Source organism: Nocardioides rubriscoriae (genome assembly GCF_008087085.1).
In the GTDB taxonomy this organism is placed as follows: Bacteria; Actinomycetota; Actinomycetes; order Propionibacteriales; family Nocardioidaceae; genus Nocardioides; species Nocardioides rubriscoriae.
This window is the reverse complement of sequence record NZ_VIYJ01000010.1, coordinates 217,840-233,302: the sequence shown is the minus strand read 5'-3', so window position 1 is coordinate 233,302 and position 15,463 is coordinate 217,840. Positions and strand designations below refer to the sequence as shown.

At 72.1% G+C, this 15,463-nt stretch carries 16 protein-coding genes and 2 tRNA genes; 9 read left to right on the top strand and 9 right to left on the bottom strand.

From position 1 onward, the window contains the following. Positions 1 to 171: 171 nt before the first annotated feature. From FZC61_RS18855 to FZC61_RS18845, 3 genes are all read right to left on the bottom strand, one after another. Complete coding sequence (locus tag FZC61_RS18855; RefSeq protein WP_246142790.1) at positions 172 to 1,080, bottom strand: aminoglycoside phosphotransferase family protein; 909 nt, start codon at positions 1,078 to 1,080, stop codon at positions 172 to 174. A gap of 104 nt (positions 1,081 to 1,184) precedes the next feature. Further along, the gene (locus tag FZC61_RS18850; RefSeq protein WP_148615704.1) at positions 1,185 to 1,670 is read right to left on the bottom strand and encodes a methylated-DNA--[protein]-cysteine S-methyltransferase; all 486 of its coding nucleotides are present in this window, start codon (positions 1,668 to 1,670) and stop codon (positions 1,185 to 1,187) included. A gap of 2 nt (positions 1,671 to 1,672) precedes the next feature. After that, on the bottom strand, positions 1,673 to 3,178 hold the full coding sequence (locus tag FZC61_RS18845; protein ID WP_148615703.1) for an AlkA N-terminal domain-containing protein: 1,506 nt from the start codon (positions 3,176 to 3,178) through the stop codon (positions 1,673 to 1,675). A gap of 113 nt (positions 3,179 to 3,291) precedes the next feature. Between FZC61_RS18845 and FZC61_RS18840 the strand changes: the two genes are divergently transcribed. After that, positions 3,292 to 4,515: an LCP family protein gene (locus tag FZC61_RS18840; protein WP_148615702.1), complete on the top strand. Its 1,224-nt coding sequence runs from the start codon at positions 3,292 to 3,294 to the stop codon at positions 4,513 to 4,515. A 188-nt stretch (positions 4,516 to 4,703) separates the two neighbouring features. On the opposite strand, the gene FZC61_RS18835 is transcribed toward FZC61_RS18840, so the two are convergent. From FZC61_RS18835 to FZC61_RS18815, 5 genes are all read right to left on the bottom strand, one after another. Next, positions 4,704 to 4,776: transfer RNA gene (locus FZC61_RS18835), tRNA-Glu, on the bottom strand. A gap of 78 nt (positions 4,777 to 4,854) precedes the next feature. Further along, positions 4,855 to 4,926, bottom strand: a tRNA-Gln gene (locus FZC61_RS18830). A gap of 66 nt (positions 4,927 to 4,992) precedes the next feature. Further along, positions 4,993 to 5,958, bottom strand: a complete 966-nt coding sequence (locus tag FZC61_RS18825) for a CPBP family intramembrane glutamic endopeptidase (RefSeq protein WP_148615701.1) — start codon at positions 5,956 to 5,958, stop codon at positions 4,993 to 4,995. Beyond that, positions 5,955 to 7,430 carry a glutamate--tRNA ligase gene (gene gltX, locus FZC61_RS18820; protein WP_148615700.1) on the bottom strand — a complete coding sequence of 492 codons (1,476 nt, stop codon included), beginning with the start codon at positions 7,428 to 7,430 and terminating at the stop codon, positions 5,955 to 5,957. The genes FZC61_RS18825 and gltX overlap by 4 nt, the downstream gene beginning before the upstream one ends. Then, on the bottom strand, positions 7,427 to 8,236 hold the full coding sequence (locus FZC61_RS18815) for a fumarylacetoacetate hydrolase family protein (RefSeq protein ID WP_148615699.1): 810 nt from the start codon (positions 8,234 to 8,236) through the stop codon (positions 7,427 to 7,429). Before FZC61_RS18815 ends, gltX begins: the two co-directional genes overlap by 4 nt. A gap of 61 nt (positions 8,237 to 8,297) precedes the next feature. Between FZC61_RS18815 and FZC61_RS18810 the strand changes: the two genes are divergently transcribed. From FZC61_RS18810 to bioD, 8 genes are all read left to right on the top strand, one after another. Then, positions 8,298 to 9,170, top strand: a complete 873-nt coding sequence (locus FZC61_RS18810) for a 3-methyladenine DNA glycosylase (RefSeq protein WP_148615698.1) — start codon at positions 8,298 to 8,300, stop codon at positions 9,168 to 9,170. After that, complete coding sequence (locus FZC61_RS18805; protein WP_148615697.1) at positions 9,167 to 9,688, top strand: hypothetical protein; 522 nt, start codon at positions 9,167 to 9,169, stop codon at positions 9,686 to 9,688. The genes FZC61_RS18810 and FZC61_RS18805 overlap by 4 nt, the downstream gene beginning before the upstream one ends. 37 nt (positions 9,689 to 9,725) lie before the next feature. Further along, positions 9,726 to 10,004 (top strand): DUF2087 domain-containing protein, encoded by a 279-nt coding sequence (locus FZC61_RS18800; RefSeq protein WP_148615696.1) that lies wholly within the window; start codon positions 9,726 to 9,728, stop codon positions 10,002 to 10,004. Further along, entirely contained in the window at positions 9,994 to 10,596 is a 603-nt protein-coding gene (locus FZC61_RS23990; RefSeq protein ID WP_148615695.1) for a pentapeptide repeat-containing protein, read from the top strand. The genes FZC61_RS18800 and FZC61_RS23990 overlap by 11 nt, the downstream gene beginning before the upstream one ends. 64 nt (positions 10,597 to 10,660) lie before the next feature. Next, entirely contained in the window at positions 10,661 to 11,740 is a 1,080-nt protein-coding gene (gene bioB / locus FZC61_RS18790; protein ID WP_148615694.1) for a biotin synthase BioB, read from the top strand. Positions 11,741 to 11,747: 7 nt separating this feature from the next. Then, entirely contained in the window at positions 11,748 to 13,025 is a 1,278-nt protein-coding gene (locus tag FZC61_RS18785) for an adenosylmethionine--8-amino-7-oxononanoate transaminase (protein ID WP_246142786.1), read from the top strand. Continuing rightward, on the top strand, positions 13,025 to 14,161 hold the full coding sequence (locus FZC61_RS18780) for an 8-amino-7-oxononanoate synthase (protein WP_148615693.1): 1,137 nt from the start codon (positions 13,025 to 13,027) through the stop codon (positions 14,159 to 14,161). Before FZC61_RS18785 ends, FZC61_RS18780 begins: the two co-directional genes overlap by 1 nt. Continuing rightward, positions 14,158 to 14,832 carry a dethiobiotin synthase gene (gene bioD, locus FZC61_RS18775; protein WP_148615692.1) on the top strand — a complete coding sequence of 225 codons (675 nt, stop codon included), beginning with the start codon at positions 14,158 to 14,160 and terminating at the stop codon, positions 14,830 to 14,832. The genes FZC61_RS18780 and bioD overlap by 4 nt, the downstream gene beginning before the upstream one ends. 19 nt (positions 14,833 to 14,851) lie before the next feature. Here the strand turns inward: bioD and FZC61_RS18770 are convergent, their stop codons facing one another. Continuing rightward, complete coding sequence (locus FZC61_RS18770; protein WP_148615691.1) at positions 14,852 to 15,463, bottom strand: hypothetical protein; 612 nt, start codon at positions 15,461 to 15,463, stop codon at positions 14,852 to 14,854.

Here is a 15,463-nt window from a genome sequence, read left to right as displayed (position 1 = left end):
CAGGCCTCCCGGCCCGTCGTCACCACAACCCGATCACACGCTGTCGAGCCACCAAGCTCCATTACCGCTATGCAGGGAAACGACGACAACGCTTGACGCAGAACGCCTCACGCTGATGGTCGGGCGGGGGCCGATGTGCGCGCAGATGGCCGCCGGGCCGACGCTTGTCCCTTACGCGTCGGCGAGTGCAGCCTTGGCCATGGTGAGCCGGGCAGCGCAACGATCGGGCATCGATGCGCCGTAGTAGGGGAAGGTAATCATCGACAGGAAGAGCGCCCATCCGCGAGATGCGGCCCACTGGGCGTCACCCACGCCGAGATGCTGCCTAAAGACTTCACGGCCCCGAGGGTCTAGCAGTTCCCACGCGATGACGAGGTCGACGGCCGGATTGCCGAGGCCGAGGCCCCCGAAGTCGAGCACGGCTGCCAACCGGCCCTGGTCGTCTAGCAGGACGTTTTCGGCGACGAGGTCGCCGTGGTACCAGTGGACGGATTCTTCGATGGAGGCGGCAGCGGCGCTGGCCAGGTCCCACACCCGTTGGGCTTCGTCTAGGTCGAGGTCGAGGCCCAGGTTGCGACACTCCTCCACGGTCTCGCGGAAGTCGTCATCGAGGCTCGGGAGTGGGTCGCCTCGGTAGGAGGCCAGGGTTGGGTCATTGATGGCGTTACCCGGCACCGGCATGGCCCGTAGCTCGGTGATAAACCGCGCAAGGTCGGCCGCGAGGATCGTTGACCTCTCCCCGAGCGTCTGAGTCCGAGGCACGACACCGTCAATCCAGGTGGTGATAGCCCAGGTCTCGCTGTAGCCCATGGCGGGTTGCCCGATTCCCACTGGTTCGGGAGTGCGTACCGAGAGCCGCGAACCGACGTAGGGCAGCCACTGAGCCTCTTTGGTGATGCTCTCGCCTCCACCTGACTGACGAGGAAGCCGGACCGCAAGGTCGTCACCCAGTCGATAGAGAGCGTTGGTGGAACCCGAGTCCCCGACCGCTTGAATCGGTGAGCCCGCCAGGTCTGGGAAGGACTGCGCCACCAGACGCCGGACTAGGTCAGCGTCAACATCGAGTTCGTTCTCATGCATCTGAGTCACCCGCGCCATCGTGTGCGTCCACCGCTAGTCGAGGCAAGTGCTTTCCGTCCGCTCATCGGCATGACCGGGCGGTTCGGCCAGCACGAGGACCCCGGTCAGAACAGCGCGTCCTGCTCCAGCGAGAGCAGCAGCTGCTTGCGCTCGAGCCCGCCGGCGTAGCCGGTGAGGGTGCCGTTGGCGCCGATGACGCGGTGGCACGGGATCACGACCGGGATCGGGTTGCTGCCGTTGGCGAGCCCGACGGCGCGCGAGGCCGCGTTGGTGCGGCCGAGCCGGTGGGCGATCTCGCCGTACGACGCGGTCTCGCCGTAGCCGATCTCGCGCAGCCGCGCCCACACCTGCTGCTGGAACGCCGAGCCGGCGGGTGCGAGCGGGATGTCGAACTCCTTGAGGTCGCGCGCGAAGTAGGCCGCGAGCTGGCGGGCGGTCTCGACGAGCAACGGGTGGTCGTTGCTGCGAGCGCCGCGGGGGCGACCCCCGACCGTGTCGTCGTGGAACGGGGAGAACTCGATGGCGGTGATCGCGCCGTCGCGCTCCACCAGACGCAGGTCGCCGATCGGCGACTCGATGACGGTCCACATGGTCAGGGTCCTTCGCTGGGCGGGGTCGTGGCGGGCATGAGGGTGTTCCACAGGTGCATGAGGGCGTAGGAGCGCCAGGGACGCCAGTCGTCGACGCGCTCGAGGCAGGCGACGGGGTCGTGGCCCAGGCCGCGCAGGGCGTTGCGGACGCCGATGTCGGTCGGCAGGAAGACGTCGGGGTGGGCCAGCGCCCGCATCGCGACGTAGTCGGCGGTCCAGGGACCGATGCCGGGCAGCGCGAGCATCGTGGCCCGCACCTCGTCGCGGTCGGTGCCCCGGTCGAGAGCGACGTCGCCGCTGGCGAGTGCGGCGGCGAGGCCGACGAGGGCGCGGCCGCGGGCCCGCGGCATCGGCAGGGTCTCGGGGTCGGCGGCGGCCAGCGCGGCGCTGGTCGGGAACAGGTGCGTCAGGCCGGGTACGCCGGTCTCGACGGGCACCCCGTGGGCCTCGACGATCCGGCCGGTGACCGTGCGGGCGCCGGTGACGCTGACCTGCTGACCGATCACGGTGCGGATGGCGGTCTCGGGGCCGTCGACCTGGCCGGGCAGCCGCAGCCCCGGCGCACGCCTGGCCAACGGCCCGATGACCGGGTCACCGGCGAAGTGGTCGGCCACGGCCAGCGGGTCGCAGTCGGCGTCGAGCAGGCGGCGGGCCCGCTCGACGGCGGCCGCCGTGTCGCGCAGGTCGGTGAGCTCGAAGCGCGCCCGCACGAAGGCCGTCTGGCCCGGGTCGAGGGCGTCAGCGATGTCGAGGCGGACCGTGCCGGGGCCGTGCGGCAGGTCGAGGGTGCGGGCGTACCAGCCCGACCCGTCCTCGACGCCTGCGACCTCCACCCCCGGCACCAGGTGGTAGGCGAGGAAGTCGAGCAGCGCCCGGCCCGCGAACGGGGTGCGGACCGCCAGGCGCATCGTGACCGCCCCCGGGGTCCTTGCCCCACCGCGTCGGCCGCGCAGGTCGGTCGGACTGGCGGCGTAGACCTCACGGACGGTGTCGTTGAACTGCCGCACGCTGGAGAAGCCCGCCGCGAACGCGATGTCGGCGTAGCCCAGGTCGGTGGTCTCGATCAGCACCCTCGCGGTCTGGGCGCGCTTGGCCCGGGCCAGGGCCAACGGACCGGCCCCCAGCTCGGCGGTGAGGACCCGCCCGAGGTGGCGTGGGGTGTAGCCCATCCGCGCCGCCAGGCCCTCGACGCCCTCGCGGTCGACGACGCCGTCGGAGATCAGCCGCATCGCGCGACCCGCGACGTCGGCCGAGACGTCCCAGTCGGGACTGCCCGGGGTCGCGTCGGGCAGGCACCGCTTGCAGGCGCGGAAGCCCGCCGCCTGGGCCGAGGCGGGGCTCACGTGGAAGGCGACGTTGGCGAAGCCGGGGGTCCGGGCCGGGCACGAGGGCCGGCAGTAGATGCCGGTCGTGCGGACGGCGACGTAGAAGACGCCGTCGAAACGGCGGTCGCGCGACTTGACCGCGCGGTAGCACGTCTCGGGATCGAGGCGTTGGGTCGGACTCATGACGTCCATCATCGTCCCTCACGGCGGGTGCTTCTCGCGGGAATCGGACACCGCCGCGCGGGTGGGACCGTCGATCAGGGCCCGCCCACCCACTCCTCTGGGAGGATGCAGGGGTGAGCGACGCCCCCGACCCTGCCGTGACCGACACGGCGGACCGCGCCGACCAGCCGCTGCGCCGTACGCACCGGCGGGCGGTGTGGACGACCATCCTGGCCAGCCAGCTGGTGGTCGCCCTGCTCACCATGACCGGTGTCTACGTCGCCTACAACGGCCTCAACGACAACATCGCCGACGGCAAGGTGGTGCCGCACAAGGTGCCGAAGGTGCTGCCGTCCGGCATGTCCGACGACGAGCCGACGCAGCCGCTCAACATCCTGGTGATGGGCTCCGACAGTCGCGTGGGCGCCGGCAACGACATCGACGGCGAGAACGCCGACGGCTCCCAGCGCTCCGACACCGTCATCCTGCTGCACGTCTCGCAGGACCGCACCAACGCCTACGGCGTCAGCCTGCCACGCGACGCGATCGTCGACCGGCCCGACTGCATGGTCGACGGCAAGAACGTGCCCGGCGAGACCGGAGTGCGCTTCAACACGGCGTTCAGCGTCGGCGGCCCGCTGTGCACCGTGCAGACCGTCGAGGAGCTGACCGGCATCTTCATCGACCACTTCCTCGTGCTCGACTTCAACGGCTTCAAGGACATGGTCGACGCCGTCAACGGCGTCGAGGTGTGCCTGCCCAAGGCCGTCGACGACGACGAGCACAACATCCACTTCGAGGCCGGAACCCAGGTGCTGACCGGCAACCAGGCCCTCGACTACGTCCGGGAGCGCTACCAGCTCTCGGTGACCGGTGACATCGGCCGGATGAAGCGCCAGCAGGCGTTCATCGCCTCGATGGTCAACAAGGTCCGCTCCGCGGGGACGCTGTCGCAGCCGCGCAAGGTCTACGACTTCCTCGGCGCGGTCACCTCCTCGATCCAGGTCGACGACGGGCTCGACACGGTCGGCAAGCTCTTCGACCTGGCCATGCAGTTCCGCAGCACCGGTCTGGACAAGATCAAGTTCATCACCGTGCCGATCGAGCCCGACCCGAACAACCCCCTGGTGACCCTGGTCTGGGCGCCGAGCGCCGACGACCTGTGGGAGCGGATCAAGCAGGACCAGAAGCTCGGCAGGGACTTCAGTGCCGGGTCGATCGGCGCCGACGACAGCGTGACCGGCGACCCGACCGACGGGCCCACAGACGCACCGACCGACGGTGGCACGGGCGGGGGCACCGGCGGTGGTAGCGCCGAGGACACCGCCGACCGGATCGCTGCGGGTCTCTGCGCCTGACGACTCGGCCCCGGGTGCGGCCCGGAGCCCGGAGCGGGCTGGGTGCGTCGGTGTGGCTGGTGTGGTCTCGAGACGGTCGCGGGGCGACCTCCTCGACCACCGTGGGGTGACGGTCGCAGGCGACCTCCACGCCCACCGTGGCGCGAAATGAGAAGAACCCGCGTCGTTGACGCGGGTTCTTCGTGATGTACCCCCGACCGGATTCGAACCGGCGCTAACGCCGTGAGAGGGCGCCGTGCTAGGCCGCTACACAACGGGGGCATGTCCTGTGAGGACTCGCGGAACTGTACAGATCCGGCTGCCTGTGGGACAAATCGTGGCCCGGGGGCCGCGATCTCGCTGGGATACTAGGACTCGAACCTAGAACGACTGGACCAGAACCAGCTGTGTTGCCAATTACACCATATCCCATTGTTCTACTGGTGTTCGGCTGTTCCGGAGCTCAGGACTCGGGGCCCGGACGGCCGACAAGAAACACTACACGCGGGCGGCGGGTCGCTCCAATTCGGTTGGCGACACCGAGGTCTCCAGGCCCATCCGCCGGGCGGCGGCCAGGGTCGTGCCGAGGAAGAACAGCGACGACAGGGCGGTCACCACGACGTTCCAGCCGTTGCCGCCCTCGGGGTTGAGGGTCTGTCCCATGTCGCCGACGAAGAGGGCCAGGCCGAAGGCGAGCCAGTTGTTGACGATGTGGAAGCCGATGCCGGCCTCGATGCCGCCGGTCCCGATGGCCAGGACGCCGGCCACCATCCCGAAGGCGAACCGGTCGATGAAGATCGGGGCGCTCTGGGCGCCGTGGAACAGTGCGAAGACGAGCGCGGGGAGGACGACCGCGACGACCTTGGCCACCCGGGCGCTGCTGCCGAAGCTGCCGCAGCCCTGCATCATCAGTCCGCGGAACACGTACTCCTCGGCAGCGGCCTGGAACGGCACGAGCAGCACGATGACGAGCAGGAACTGCAGCGACTGCTGCGTGAAGTCGTTGAGGCCCCCGCTGCCGGTGGTGCTGGGCGTCTCGGCCACGGCGCCGACGGGCAGCACCGCGGACAGTGCGATGTTGACGCCGAGCGCGAGCAGCGCCAGGCCCATCGTGACCAGCATCCAGCGCCAGCGGAACCGACCGGCCACCGAGATCTGCCAGCGCGGGCTGAGGCCGGTGATGAGGCGGTGGGCGCCCATCATGAACGGGATCGAGACCCCGATCGCGAGGAACAGGAACAGCAGGGTGCGCGGCTGGACGTCGCTGGTGTCGGTGAGGCTGTCGAGCACGCTCTGCAGGTCCTCCCCGGCCACTGCGAAGTAGACGAGGAACCCGACCGTCACCACGATCTGGGCCGCGACGAAACCGGCGATGGCCGCCACGAACGCCAGCACCGACCACCAGCCGCCACCGCGGCCGGCACGGGTGAGCCGGTGGTACTCGAGCCCGGCCCCCTCGGTCACGAAGCGCTCTCCAGCCGGGCCAGGCTCCGCTCCCGTCCGAGCAGCTCCATCGACTCGAAAAGCGGCGGCGAGATGCGGCGTCCGGTCACGGCCACACGCACCGGCCCGTAGGCCACCCGCGGCTTGAGGCCGCGCTCGTCGACCAGGGCGGTCGTCAGGGCGGCCTGGATGGCCTCGGTCGACCAGGTGGGCAGGTCCTTGACGGCGTCGTACGACGCGCGGACGATCTCGCGGCCGGCGCCCCCGTCGGCGTCGAGCAGCTTGTCGACGTCGGCCTCGTCACGGGTGAAGTCGGCCTCGTCGACGAAGAGGAAGCCGAGCATGTCGACGGTCTCGGTGAGCTTGTTGATGCGCTCGCCCACCAGCGGCATCGCGAGCTCGAGCATCCTCGCGTCGGCGTCGGAGACCGGGTCGCCCACGACCCCGGCCGCCTTGAGGAACGGCAGCGCCCGATGGGTGATGTCGTCGAGCGACAGCATCCGCAGGTGGGAGGTGTTGATGGCGTCCATCTTCTTGAGGTCGAAGCGCGCCGGGTTGGGGTTGACGTCGGCGATGTCGAAGGCGTCGACCATCTCGCTCATCGTGAAGACGTCACGGTCAGGAGCGATCGCCCAGCCCAGCAGGGCCAGGTAGTTGAGCATCCCCTCGGGCGTGTAGCCCTGGTCGCGGTAGGCCAGGGCGTGCGCCTCGGGGTCGCGCTTGGAGAGCTTCTTGTTGCCCTGCCCCATGACGTAGGGCAGGTGCCCGAAGCGGGGGGTGCCGGTGCCGATGCCGACGTCGGCGAGCGCGGCGTACAGCGGGATCTGGCGGGGGGTGCTGGACAGCAGGTCCTCGCCGCGCAGGACGTGGGTGATCTCCATCAGCGCGTCGTCGACCGGGTTGACCAGCGTGTAGAGCGGGTCGCCGTTGCCGCGCGCGAGCGCGAAGTCGGGCACGTGGTCGGAGTGGAACGTGATGGTGCCGCGCACCAGGTCGTCGAAGGCGATCTCGCCGTCGGGCATCTTGAACCGGACGACGGGGGCGCGGCCCTCGGCCTCGAAGGCCGCGACCTGCGCGCCGGTGAGCGAGCGGCAGTGCCGGTCGTAGCCCATGTCCTTGGAGCCGGAGACCTGGCGCCGCGCGGCGACCTCGTCGGTCGTGCAGTAGCAGCGGTAGGTGTGGCCACCGGCGGCGAGCCGCTCGAGGGCGTCGCGGTAGATGTCGCCGCGCTCGGACTGGCGGTAGGGCGCGTGCGGGCCACCGCGGTCGGGGCCCTCGTCCCAGTCGAAGCCCAGCCACGAGAACAGGTCGAGGATGCCGGCGTAGGACTCCTCGGTGTTGCGCGCGGCGTCGGTGTCCTCAACGCGCAGCACGATGGTGCCGCCGTGGTGCCGCGCGAACGCCCAGTTGAAGAGCGCGGTGCGGACCAGGCCGACGTGGGGTGAGCCGGTGGGGCTCGGGGCCATCCGGACCCTGACCGGTGCGTCTGTCATCGGGTGCTGATCCTGTTCGTGAGTGAGCCGAGACCGGCGATCGAGACCTCGACCTCGTCACCGACCTGCATGGGACCGACGCCCTCGGGGGTGCCGGTGAGGATGACGTCGCCGGGCAGCAGCGTCATGACGCTGGAGACGTGGGCCACCAGCGCGGGGATGTCGAAGATCATGTCGGCGGTCGAGCCGTCCTGGACGACGTCGCCGTTGAGGAAGGTCTGCAGGCGGACGCCGTCCTTGAAGGTCTGCGGGTCGAGGTCGGTCTCGATCCACGGCCCGAGCGGGCAGAAGGAGTCGAAGCCCTTGGCCCGCGTGAACTGGCCGTCCTTGCGCTGCAGGTCGCGGGCGGTCACGTCGTTGGCGATCGTGTAGCCGTGGATGACGTCGGTCGCCTTCTCGGGCGGGACGTCGCGGCAGATCCGACCGATGACGACCGCGAGCTCGCCCTCGTAGTGGAGCTCCTGGGTCTGCGGCGGGTAGAACACCGGGTCGCCGGGCCCGACCACGCTGGTGTTGGGCTTGAGGAACATCAGCGGCTCCTCGGGCAGGTCGTGCCCGAGCTCGGCCGCGTGGGCGGCGTAGTTGCGCCCGATGCCGACGACCTTGCTGCGCGGCAGCACCGGCGCGAGCAGCCGGACGTCGCTGAGCCTGTGCTCCTGGTCGAGCAGCTTGATGCCGACGTAGAGGGGGTCGCCGGCCAGCGCCACGACCACGGCGTCCTCGTCGGGCTGCCCGAGCTGGTCGAGCTCGCCCGTCACGACGCCGTACGACGGCTCCTCGCCTGTGGTGAACCTTGCGATGCGCACGCACTCGACCCTAGCGAGCACGGGTTCGGCGTGCCGCGCTCCGGTCGGTCAGACTTGCCGCGTGAGGACCCTGGAGGCGAGCGAGTGGCGCGCGTCGGCCGCCGCGCACGAGGCGCGCGTCGACGCGCTCGTCGCCCCGCACCTCGAGCGCCGCGGCGCCGCTGTGAAGCACCCGGTCCACGACTTCCTGTTCACCTACTACTCCCACCGGCCGGCGCAGCTGCGTCGCTGGCACCCGGGATACGGCGTCCGGCTGGCCGACGCGGCGGCGTACGACGGGCTCAAGGGCTACGCCGACGGCGCGGTCACGTCGGCCTACGTCGCCTCGCAGCAGCCGCTGCTCACGGCGCTGCGCCGGCTGCTGGCGGCGACCGCAGCGCGACCGGCGCACACGGGCTGCTTCGGGCTGCACGAGTGGGCGATGGTCTACCGCCTGGACGAGGACGAGACCCGCCACGCCGACTGGCCGCTTCGCCTGGGCGCCGACGGCACCGACGCGGTCGTGGAGTCGCACCGCATCGCGTGCTCGCACTTCGACGCCTACCGCTTCTTCACCCCGCCCGCCCGGCCCCTCAACACCCTCTCCCCCGGTCGTGACGACCGGGCCGACTTCGAGCAGCCGGGCTGCCTGCACGCCGGGATGGACCTCTACAAGCACGCGTTCCGGCTCTCGCCGATGATCGCCTCCGACCTCGTGGTCGACTGCTTCGAGCTGGCCCGCGACATCCGCGTGCTCGACATGCGCGCGGCGCCGTACGACCTGGCCGACCTGGGTGTCGACCCGGTGCGCATCGAGACCGCCGCCGGCAAGGCCGAGTACGCCGTCGCCCAGCGCGGGTTCGCCGAGCGGGGTGCGCCGCTGCGGGCCCGACTGCTCGAGGAGTGCGAGCGGCTGCTGGCGGTCCTGGCCGTCCTGGCACCGGTCCCGGCGTGATGGCCCCCGACGGCGAGGCGTCGATCCCGTACACCGAGCGCTACGTCGTGCCCGCCGACGGCCGGCGCCGGATCGCGTGGGCGTCCGTGCGGTTCACCGTCGTCCACTCGCGCGCCCAGCGGGCGTTCTACGTCTCGATCGTCGCCTTCGCCGTCGTGTTCCAGAGCCTGGAGGGCTGGGAGCCTCTGGGCCGGGCGGTGGTGCGGGCGCTAGGTCTCGTCGCCGTCGCGGCGGCGGCCTCGGTCCTGTACCCCGCCACGGTCGGCTTCGCGCAGACCTACCAGTCGACGCGTCACCGCCACTACCCCGGCGCGGTGCTCGAGTCGGGGTTCGGTGACGACACGGTCGTGCTGCGCGGACCGACCGGTGAGTCCCGCCTGTCCCGCGCCGCGCTGCGTCGGATGAGGGTCGTCGGCGACTTCGTCGTCGTCGGGCCCCGGGGCATCGCCGGACACGTGATCCTGCCGCGGGCCCTGTTCCCCCCGCACCAGGTCGCCCGGCTCACGGCCCGGGAATGACCTCGGCTGCCCGGCTCGCAGCGCCTACGGTGGCGGGATGGACGACACCACCGTCGCGAGTCGGTTCTTCGCGACCGACGGCCGCCTGACGACCGTCCCCCGCAAGCGGTCCAAGCGGCTCGTCGTGCTCGACCGGCTCGCCCAGGAGTTCGAGCCCGGCCGCACCTACCCCGAGCGCGAGGTGGTCGCGATCCTGACCCGCTTCCACGACGACCACGCCGCCCTGCGCCGCTACCTCGTGGACGACCGGTTCCTCACCCGCGAGGACGGCGTCTACCGGCGCTCCGGCCAGACGGTGCCCCCCGATGACCTCTGACCCGTCGCCGACGAGGTACGTCGGTGAGGACTGGTACGGCGACGACCTGGGCGCGGTGCGCCACGTCGGCGTCACGTTCGTCGACTGCGACCTGACCGAGGTGACGACCCGGGGCGCGGTGTTCGAGTCGTGCGAGTTCCGGGCGTGCCGGTTCAACGCCTCGACCCACGTCCACTCGGCCTTCGTGGCCTGCACCTTCGACGGCGTCAACCTCTTCGACGCGACCTTCGAGGGCTGCAAGCTGACCGGGGCGGTCTTCCGCCGCTGCACCATGCGCCCGATGAAGGTCGTCGACGGCGTGTGGCACGGCGTGACCGCGCGCGGGGCCGACCTGAGCCGTCTCGACCTCTCCGGCTGCGACCTGCGCGAGGCCGACCTGTCGACGGCGAGGCTGGGCGGGTCGGACCTGCGCGGCGCCCGGCTCGACGGGGCGGTGCTGCGCGACGCCGACCTGACGGGGGCCGACCTGCGCGGGGCGACGCTCGGGGCGGCCGACCTGACCGGTGCCGTCCTGCGCGACGCCCGGATCGACCTGGCCGGAGCGGTCGCGCTGGCCGAGCGGACCGGCGCGGTGGTCGACGTCGAGGCCTGACGGCCCGGTACTGACCCGCGGACCCGTGCCCGGGCGGGCGCCGAGGCTCGGCATACTGGCAGCCATGACCACGACGTCCTTCGACCAGCTGGCCAGCGCGATCCTCGACGGCAAGCCGGCGACAGAGGACGATGCCCTCGCGGTGCTCCGCGCCCACGACGACGAGCTGCTCGACGTCGTCGCGGCGGCCGGACGACTGCGTCGCCACTTCTTCGGCAAGACCGTCAAGGTCAACTACCTGGTCAACCTCAAGTCGGGCCTGTGCCCCGAGAACTGCAACTACTGCTCGCAGTCGCTCGGCTCGACCGCCGACATCCTGAAGTACAAGTGGCTGCAGACCGACGAGGCGCTCGAGCAGGCCGCCGCCGGCCTCAAGGGCGGCGCGACGCGGGTGTGCATGGTGTCCAGCGGCCGCGGCCCGACCAACAAGGACATCGACCGCGTCACCGACATGGTCGGCGCGATCAAGGCCGAGCACCCGCAGGTCGAGGTCTGCGCCTGCCTGGGCCTGCTCAAGGACGGCCAGGCCGAGCGGCTGCGCGACGCCGGGGTCGACGCCTACAACCACAACATCAACACCGCCGAGTCCCACCACGACACGATCGTGCAGACCCACACCTACGCCGACCGCGTCGACACCGTCGGCAAGGTCAAGTCGGCCGGCATGTCGCCGTGCAGCGGCCTGATCGCCGGGCTCGGCGAGAGCGACGAGCAGCTCGTCGAGGCGCTCTTCGCGCTGCGCGAGCTCGAGTCCGACTCCATCCCGGTCAACTTCCTGATGCCCTTCGACGGCACCCCCTACGAGAACACCTGGGAGCTCGACCCCACCCGCTGCGTCAAGATCCTCGCGATGGCGCGCTTCGTGTGCCCCGACCGCGAGGTGCGCATCGCCGGCGGCCGCGAGATGCACCTGCGCTCCCTGCAGGGCCTCGCCCTGCACGTCGCCAACTCGATCTTCCTGGGCGACTACCTGACCTCCGAGGGCCAGGCCGCCGAGGCCGACCTCGAGCTGATCCGCGACAACGGGTTCGTGGTGCTGGGCTCCGAGGAGGACACCACTGCCGCAGCCGCCACGACGGTCGAGTCCCGCGACCCCGCCAAGCGCCGCCGCGGCGCCGGCACCACCGTCGCCCCCAACGCCTGAGCTGCCGGTGGCACCCACCCCCGTCGACCCGCCTGGCGACCTCGGCCGCCTGCTCGCCTACGACCGCGAGCACGTCTGGCACCCCTACACCTCGATGACCGACCCGACCCCGGTGCGTCTGGTCACCGGGGCCAGCGGCGTACGACTGCGTCTCGACGACGGCACCGAGCTGGTCGACGGGATGTCGTCGTGGTGGGCCGCGATCCACGGCTACGGCCGCGCCGAGCTCGACGCGGCGGTCCGCTCGGTCGACCTGGCGCACGTGATGTTCGGCGGGCTGACCCACGCCCCCGCCGTACGGCTGGCCGAGCGGTTGGTGGGCCTGGCCCCGGCCGGGCTCGAGCGGGTCTTCCTCGCCGACTCCGGCTCGGTCTCGGTCGAGGTGGCGCTCAAGATGGCGCTGCAGTGGCAGCGGGGCCGCGGACGGCCCGGACGCACGCGCATGCTCACGGTGCGCGGTGGCTACCACGGTGACACGTTCGGCGCGATGAGCGTGTGCGACCCCGAGGGCGGGATGCACTCGATGTGGGCCGGCGTGCTGCCCGAGCAGCTCTTCGCCCCACGCCCGCCGGCACCCGATGGAGACGTCGAGGCCTGGGCCACGGCGTTCCGTGCGCTGGCCGCCGAACACCGCGACGAGGTCGCGGCGATCATCGTCGAGCCGGTGCTGCAGGGCGCGGGCGGCATGTGGGTCTACGACGCCGCCTGCCTGCGCGTCATGCGCGAGGTCGCCGACGAGCACGGCTTCCTGCTGGTGCTCGACGAGATCGCCACCGGCTTCGGCCGCACCGGTCAGCTGTGGGGGGCCGACCACGCCGGGGTCGTCCCCGACGTCATGTGCGTCGGCAAGGCGCTCTCGGGCGGCTACCTCACCCTCGCCGCGGCCCTGTGCACCGACGAGGTCGCCCGTGGCATCTCGGCCTCGGAGTCGGGCGTGCTCATGCACGGCCCCACCTTCATGGGCAACGCCCTGGCGTGCACGGTCGCGCTGGCGTCGTTGGACCTGCTGGTCGCCGACGACTGGGCCGCCCAGGTGGCACGGGTCAACGCGCGGCTCGTGACCGGGCTGGCCGGACTGCCCGGCGTCCGCACGCTCGGCGCGGTCGGCGTCGTCCAGCTCGACCACCCGGTCGACGTGGTCAAGGCGACCGACGCCGCGGCCGAGGAGGGCGTGTGGCTGCGGCCCTTCCGCGACCTGATCTACACGATGCCGCCCTACGTCGCGACCGACGCCGACGTCGACCAGATCTGTCGGGCCGTGGCCCGGGCCGTCGAGGTGGCCTGATGAGCACCCCGCCGACGCCCTGGACGCACTGGTTCGCCGCGCAGGCTGCGGAGCGCGAGTCGTCCGCCCTGACGAGAGTCCTGCGTCCCCGTGGGGCGGACGACCCGACGATCGACCTGGCCGGCAACGACTACCTCGGCCTGGCCCGTGACCCACGCGTGGTCGCCGGAGCCGTCGAGGCCGCGCAGCGGTGGGGCGGTGGGGCCGGCGCGTCACGCCTGGTCACCGGCTCGCTCGGGCTGCACGCCGACCTCGAGCGCGAGCTCGCCGACTACCTCGGCCAGCCTGCGGCCCTGGTCTTCTCCACCGGCTACCACGCCAACCTCGGCGTCGTGGCCGCGCTGGCCGACCGCGACACCCTCGTCGTCTCCGACGCCCACGTCCACGCTTCCCTGATCGACGCCGTACGCCTGTCGCGGGCCGCGGTCGAGGTCGTGCCCCACGACGACGTCGCCGCCGTGCGCCGCGCGCTCGCCACCGCGGGCGACCGGCGGGCGATGGTCCTGGTCGAGTCGGTCTACTCCGTGCTCGGCGACGCCGCCTCGCTCGCCGCACTGGCGCAGGCGTGCGAGGAGAGCGGCGCTCTCCTCGTCGTCGACGAGGCCCACGGGCTCGGGGTGCACGGCCCGGGCCTGGTCGCGACGGCCGGGCTCGCCGGACTCCCCCACGTGCTGGTCACCGCCACGCTCTCCAAGGCGCTCGGCTCACAGGGCGGGGTTGTGCTCGGTCCGCAGTCCGTCGTGGACCACCTCGTCAACCGGGCCCGCCCCTTCATCTTCGACACCGGCCTGGCCCCCGCAGCGGCCGGTGCGGCGCTCGCGGCCCTGCGCGTGCTGCGCTCCTCCCCCGGGCTCCCGGCGCTGGTGCAGCAGCGGATCCTCGACCTGGCGGCCTCGCTGGGCGTCGAGCCCTCGGTCGGAGCGGTGCTCTCGGTGCCGATGCCTTCGCCCGCCGTGGCCGTCGCCGCCCAGGCCGCCGCGCTCCAGCAAGGCGTGCGCGTCGGCTGCTTCCGCCCACCGTCGGTGCCCGACGGCGTGTCCCGCCTGCGGGTGACCGTCAACGCCGGTCTGTCCGAGGCCGACTGGGACCGCGCCGTCGCCGTCCTGGTCTCCGTGGTCAAGGAGCACTGCCCATGACCCGGTTCGTCATCGTCACCGGCACCTCCACCGACGTCGGCAAGACCATCGTCACCGCGGCCCTGGCCGCCACCACGCCCGGGCGGGTGCTGGTGGTCAAGCCCGTGCAGACCGGTGTCATGACGGGCGACCCCGGTGACGCCGACCTCGTCGCGCGGCTGACCGGCGTCGACGTCATGACCTTCACCGAGCTCGACGAGCCCCTCGCACCCGACACGGCCGCGCGACGGGCCGGCGTCGCCATCCCGCCGGTCGCGGAGCACGCGGCCCAGGTGCGCGAGGTCGCGGCCGACTACGACGTGGTCGTCGTCGAGGGCGCCGGCGGGCTGCTCGTGCGGCTCGACACCGACGGCGGCACCCTGCTCGACCTCGCGGCCGACCTGGGTGACACCCACCCGGTCGAGGTGGTCGTCGTCTGCTCGGCCGGCCTCGGCACGCTCAACCACGCCGAGCTGACCGTCGGCGCGCTCCGCGCCCGAGGGCTGGAGCCCGCCGGTCTCGTCATCGGCTCGTGGCCACCCGATCCCGGGCTCGCCGAGGACTGCAACCGCGACGACCTGCCCCGCGTCACCGGCGTACCGCTCCTGGGGGTGCTGCCGGCCGGTTCCGGCGCGCTGGACCCCGACCGGTTCCGGGCCGCTGCCGCAGGCTGGTGGCTGCCCCGGCCCTGACCGGGGCAGGGGCACTGCGTCAGAAGGCCCCCGGGAAGCGGGCCGAGCTGGCCACCACCACGAAGCTCACCGCGAGGGCGACCGCGGCCGCGAGCAGCAGCTCGTGACCCAGGTGGCGCCGTGGCTCGGTGAGCGTCAGGACGAGCCCGACCGGGGCCAGCAGGCCGATCAGGACCAGCAGGAGCACCGGCGCGCCGAGCACGCCTGCGACCCCGCCCAGCACGACCCCCGCCACGACCGCGCGACGCGCGGCGACCGGGCGGTCGGCACGCGGCAGACCCACCACCTGCACCGCGCCCCCGGTCGCCAGCTGGTCGGGGGCGAGGACCCGCAGCAGCAGCGTCGAGGTGGCCTGGTCGGTGACCACCACGACGTCGCGGAAGCGGTCGCCGAGAGCGTGGGAACGCACCAGCGCGTCGAGCTGGTGACCACGGTCGGCAGCCGGGAACCGGACGGCGGCCAGGGACAGCTCGACCCGCGGCTCGGCCCCCAGGGTGCGCACGACCCTGGCCGCCTCGGGCGTCGGCGCCGTGAGGACCACGGGGTCGCGACCCAGCCCGTGACGGACGCGCTCCAGCTCGGTCTCGCCCACCCCGTCGCTGACCACGAGGATGCGTTGGAGACCGGGCAC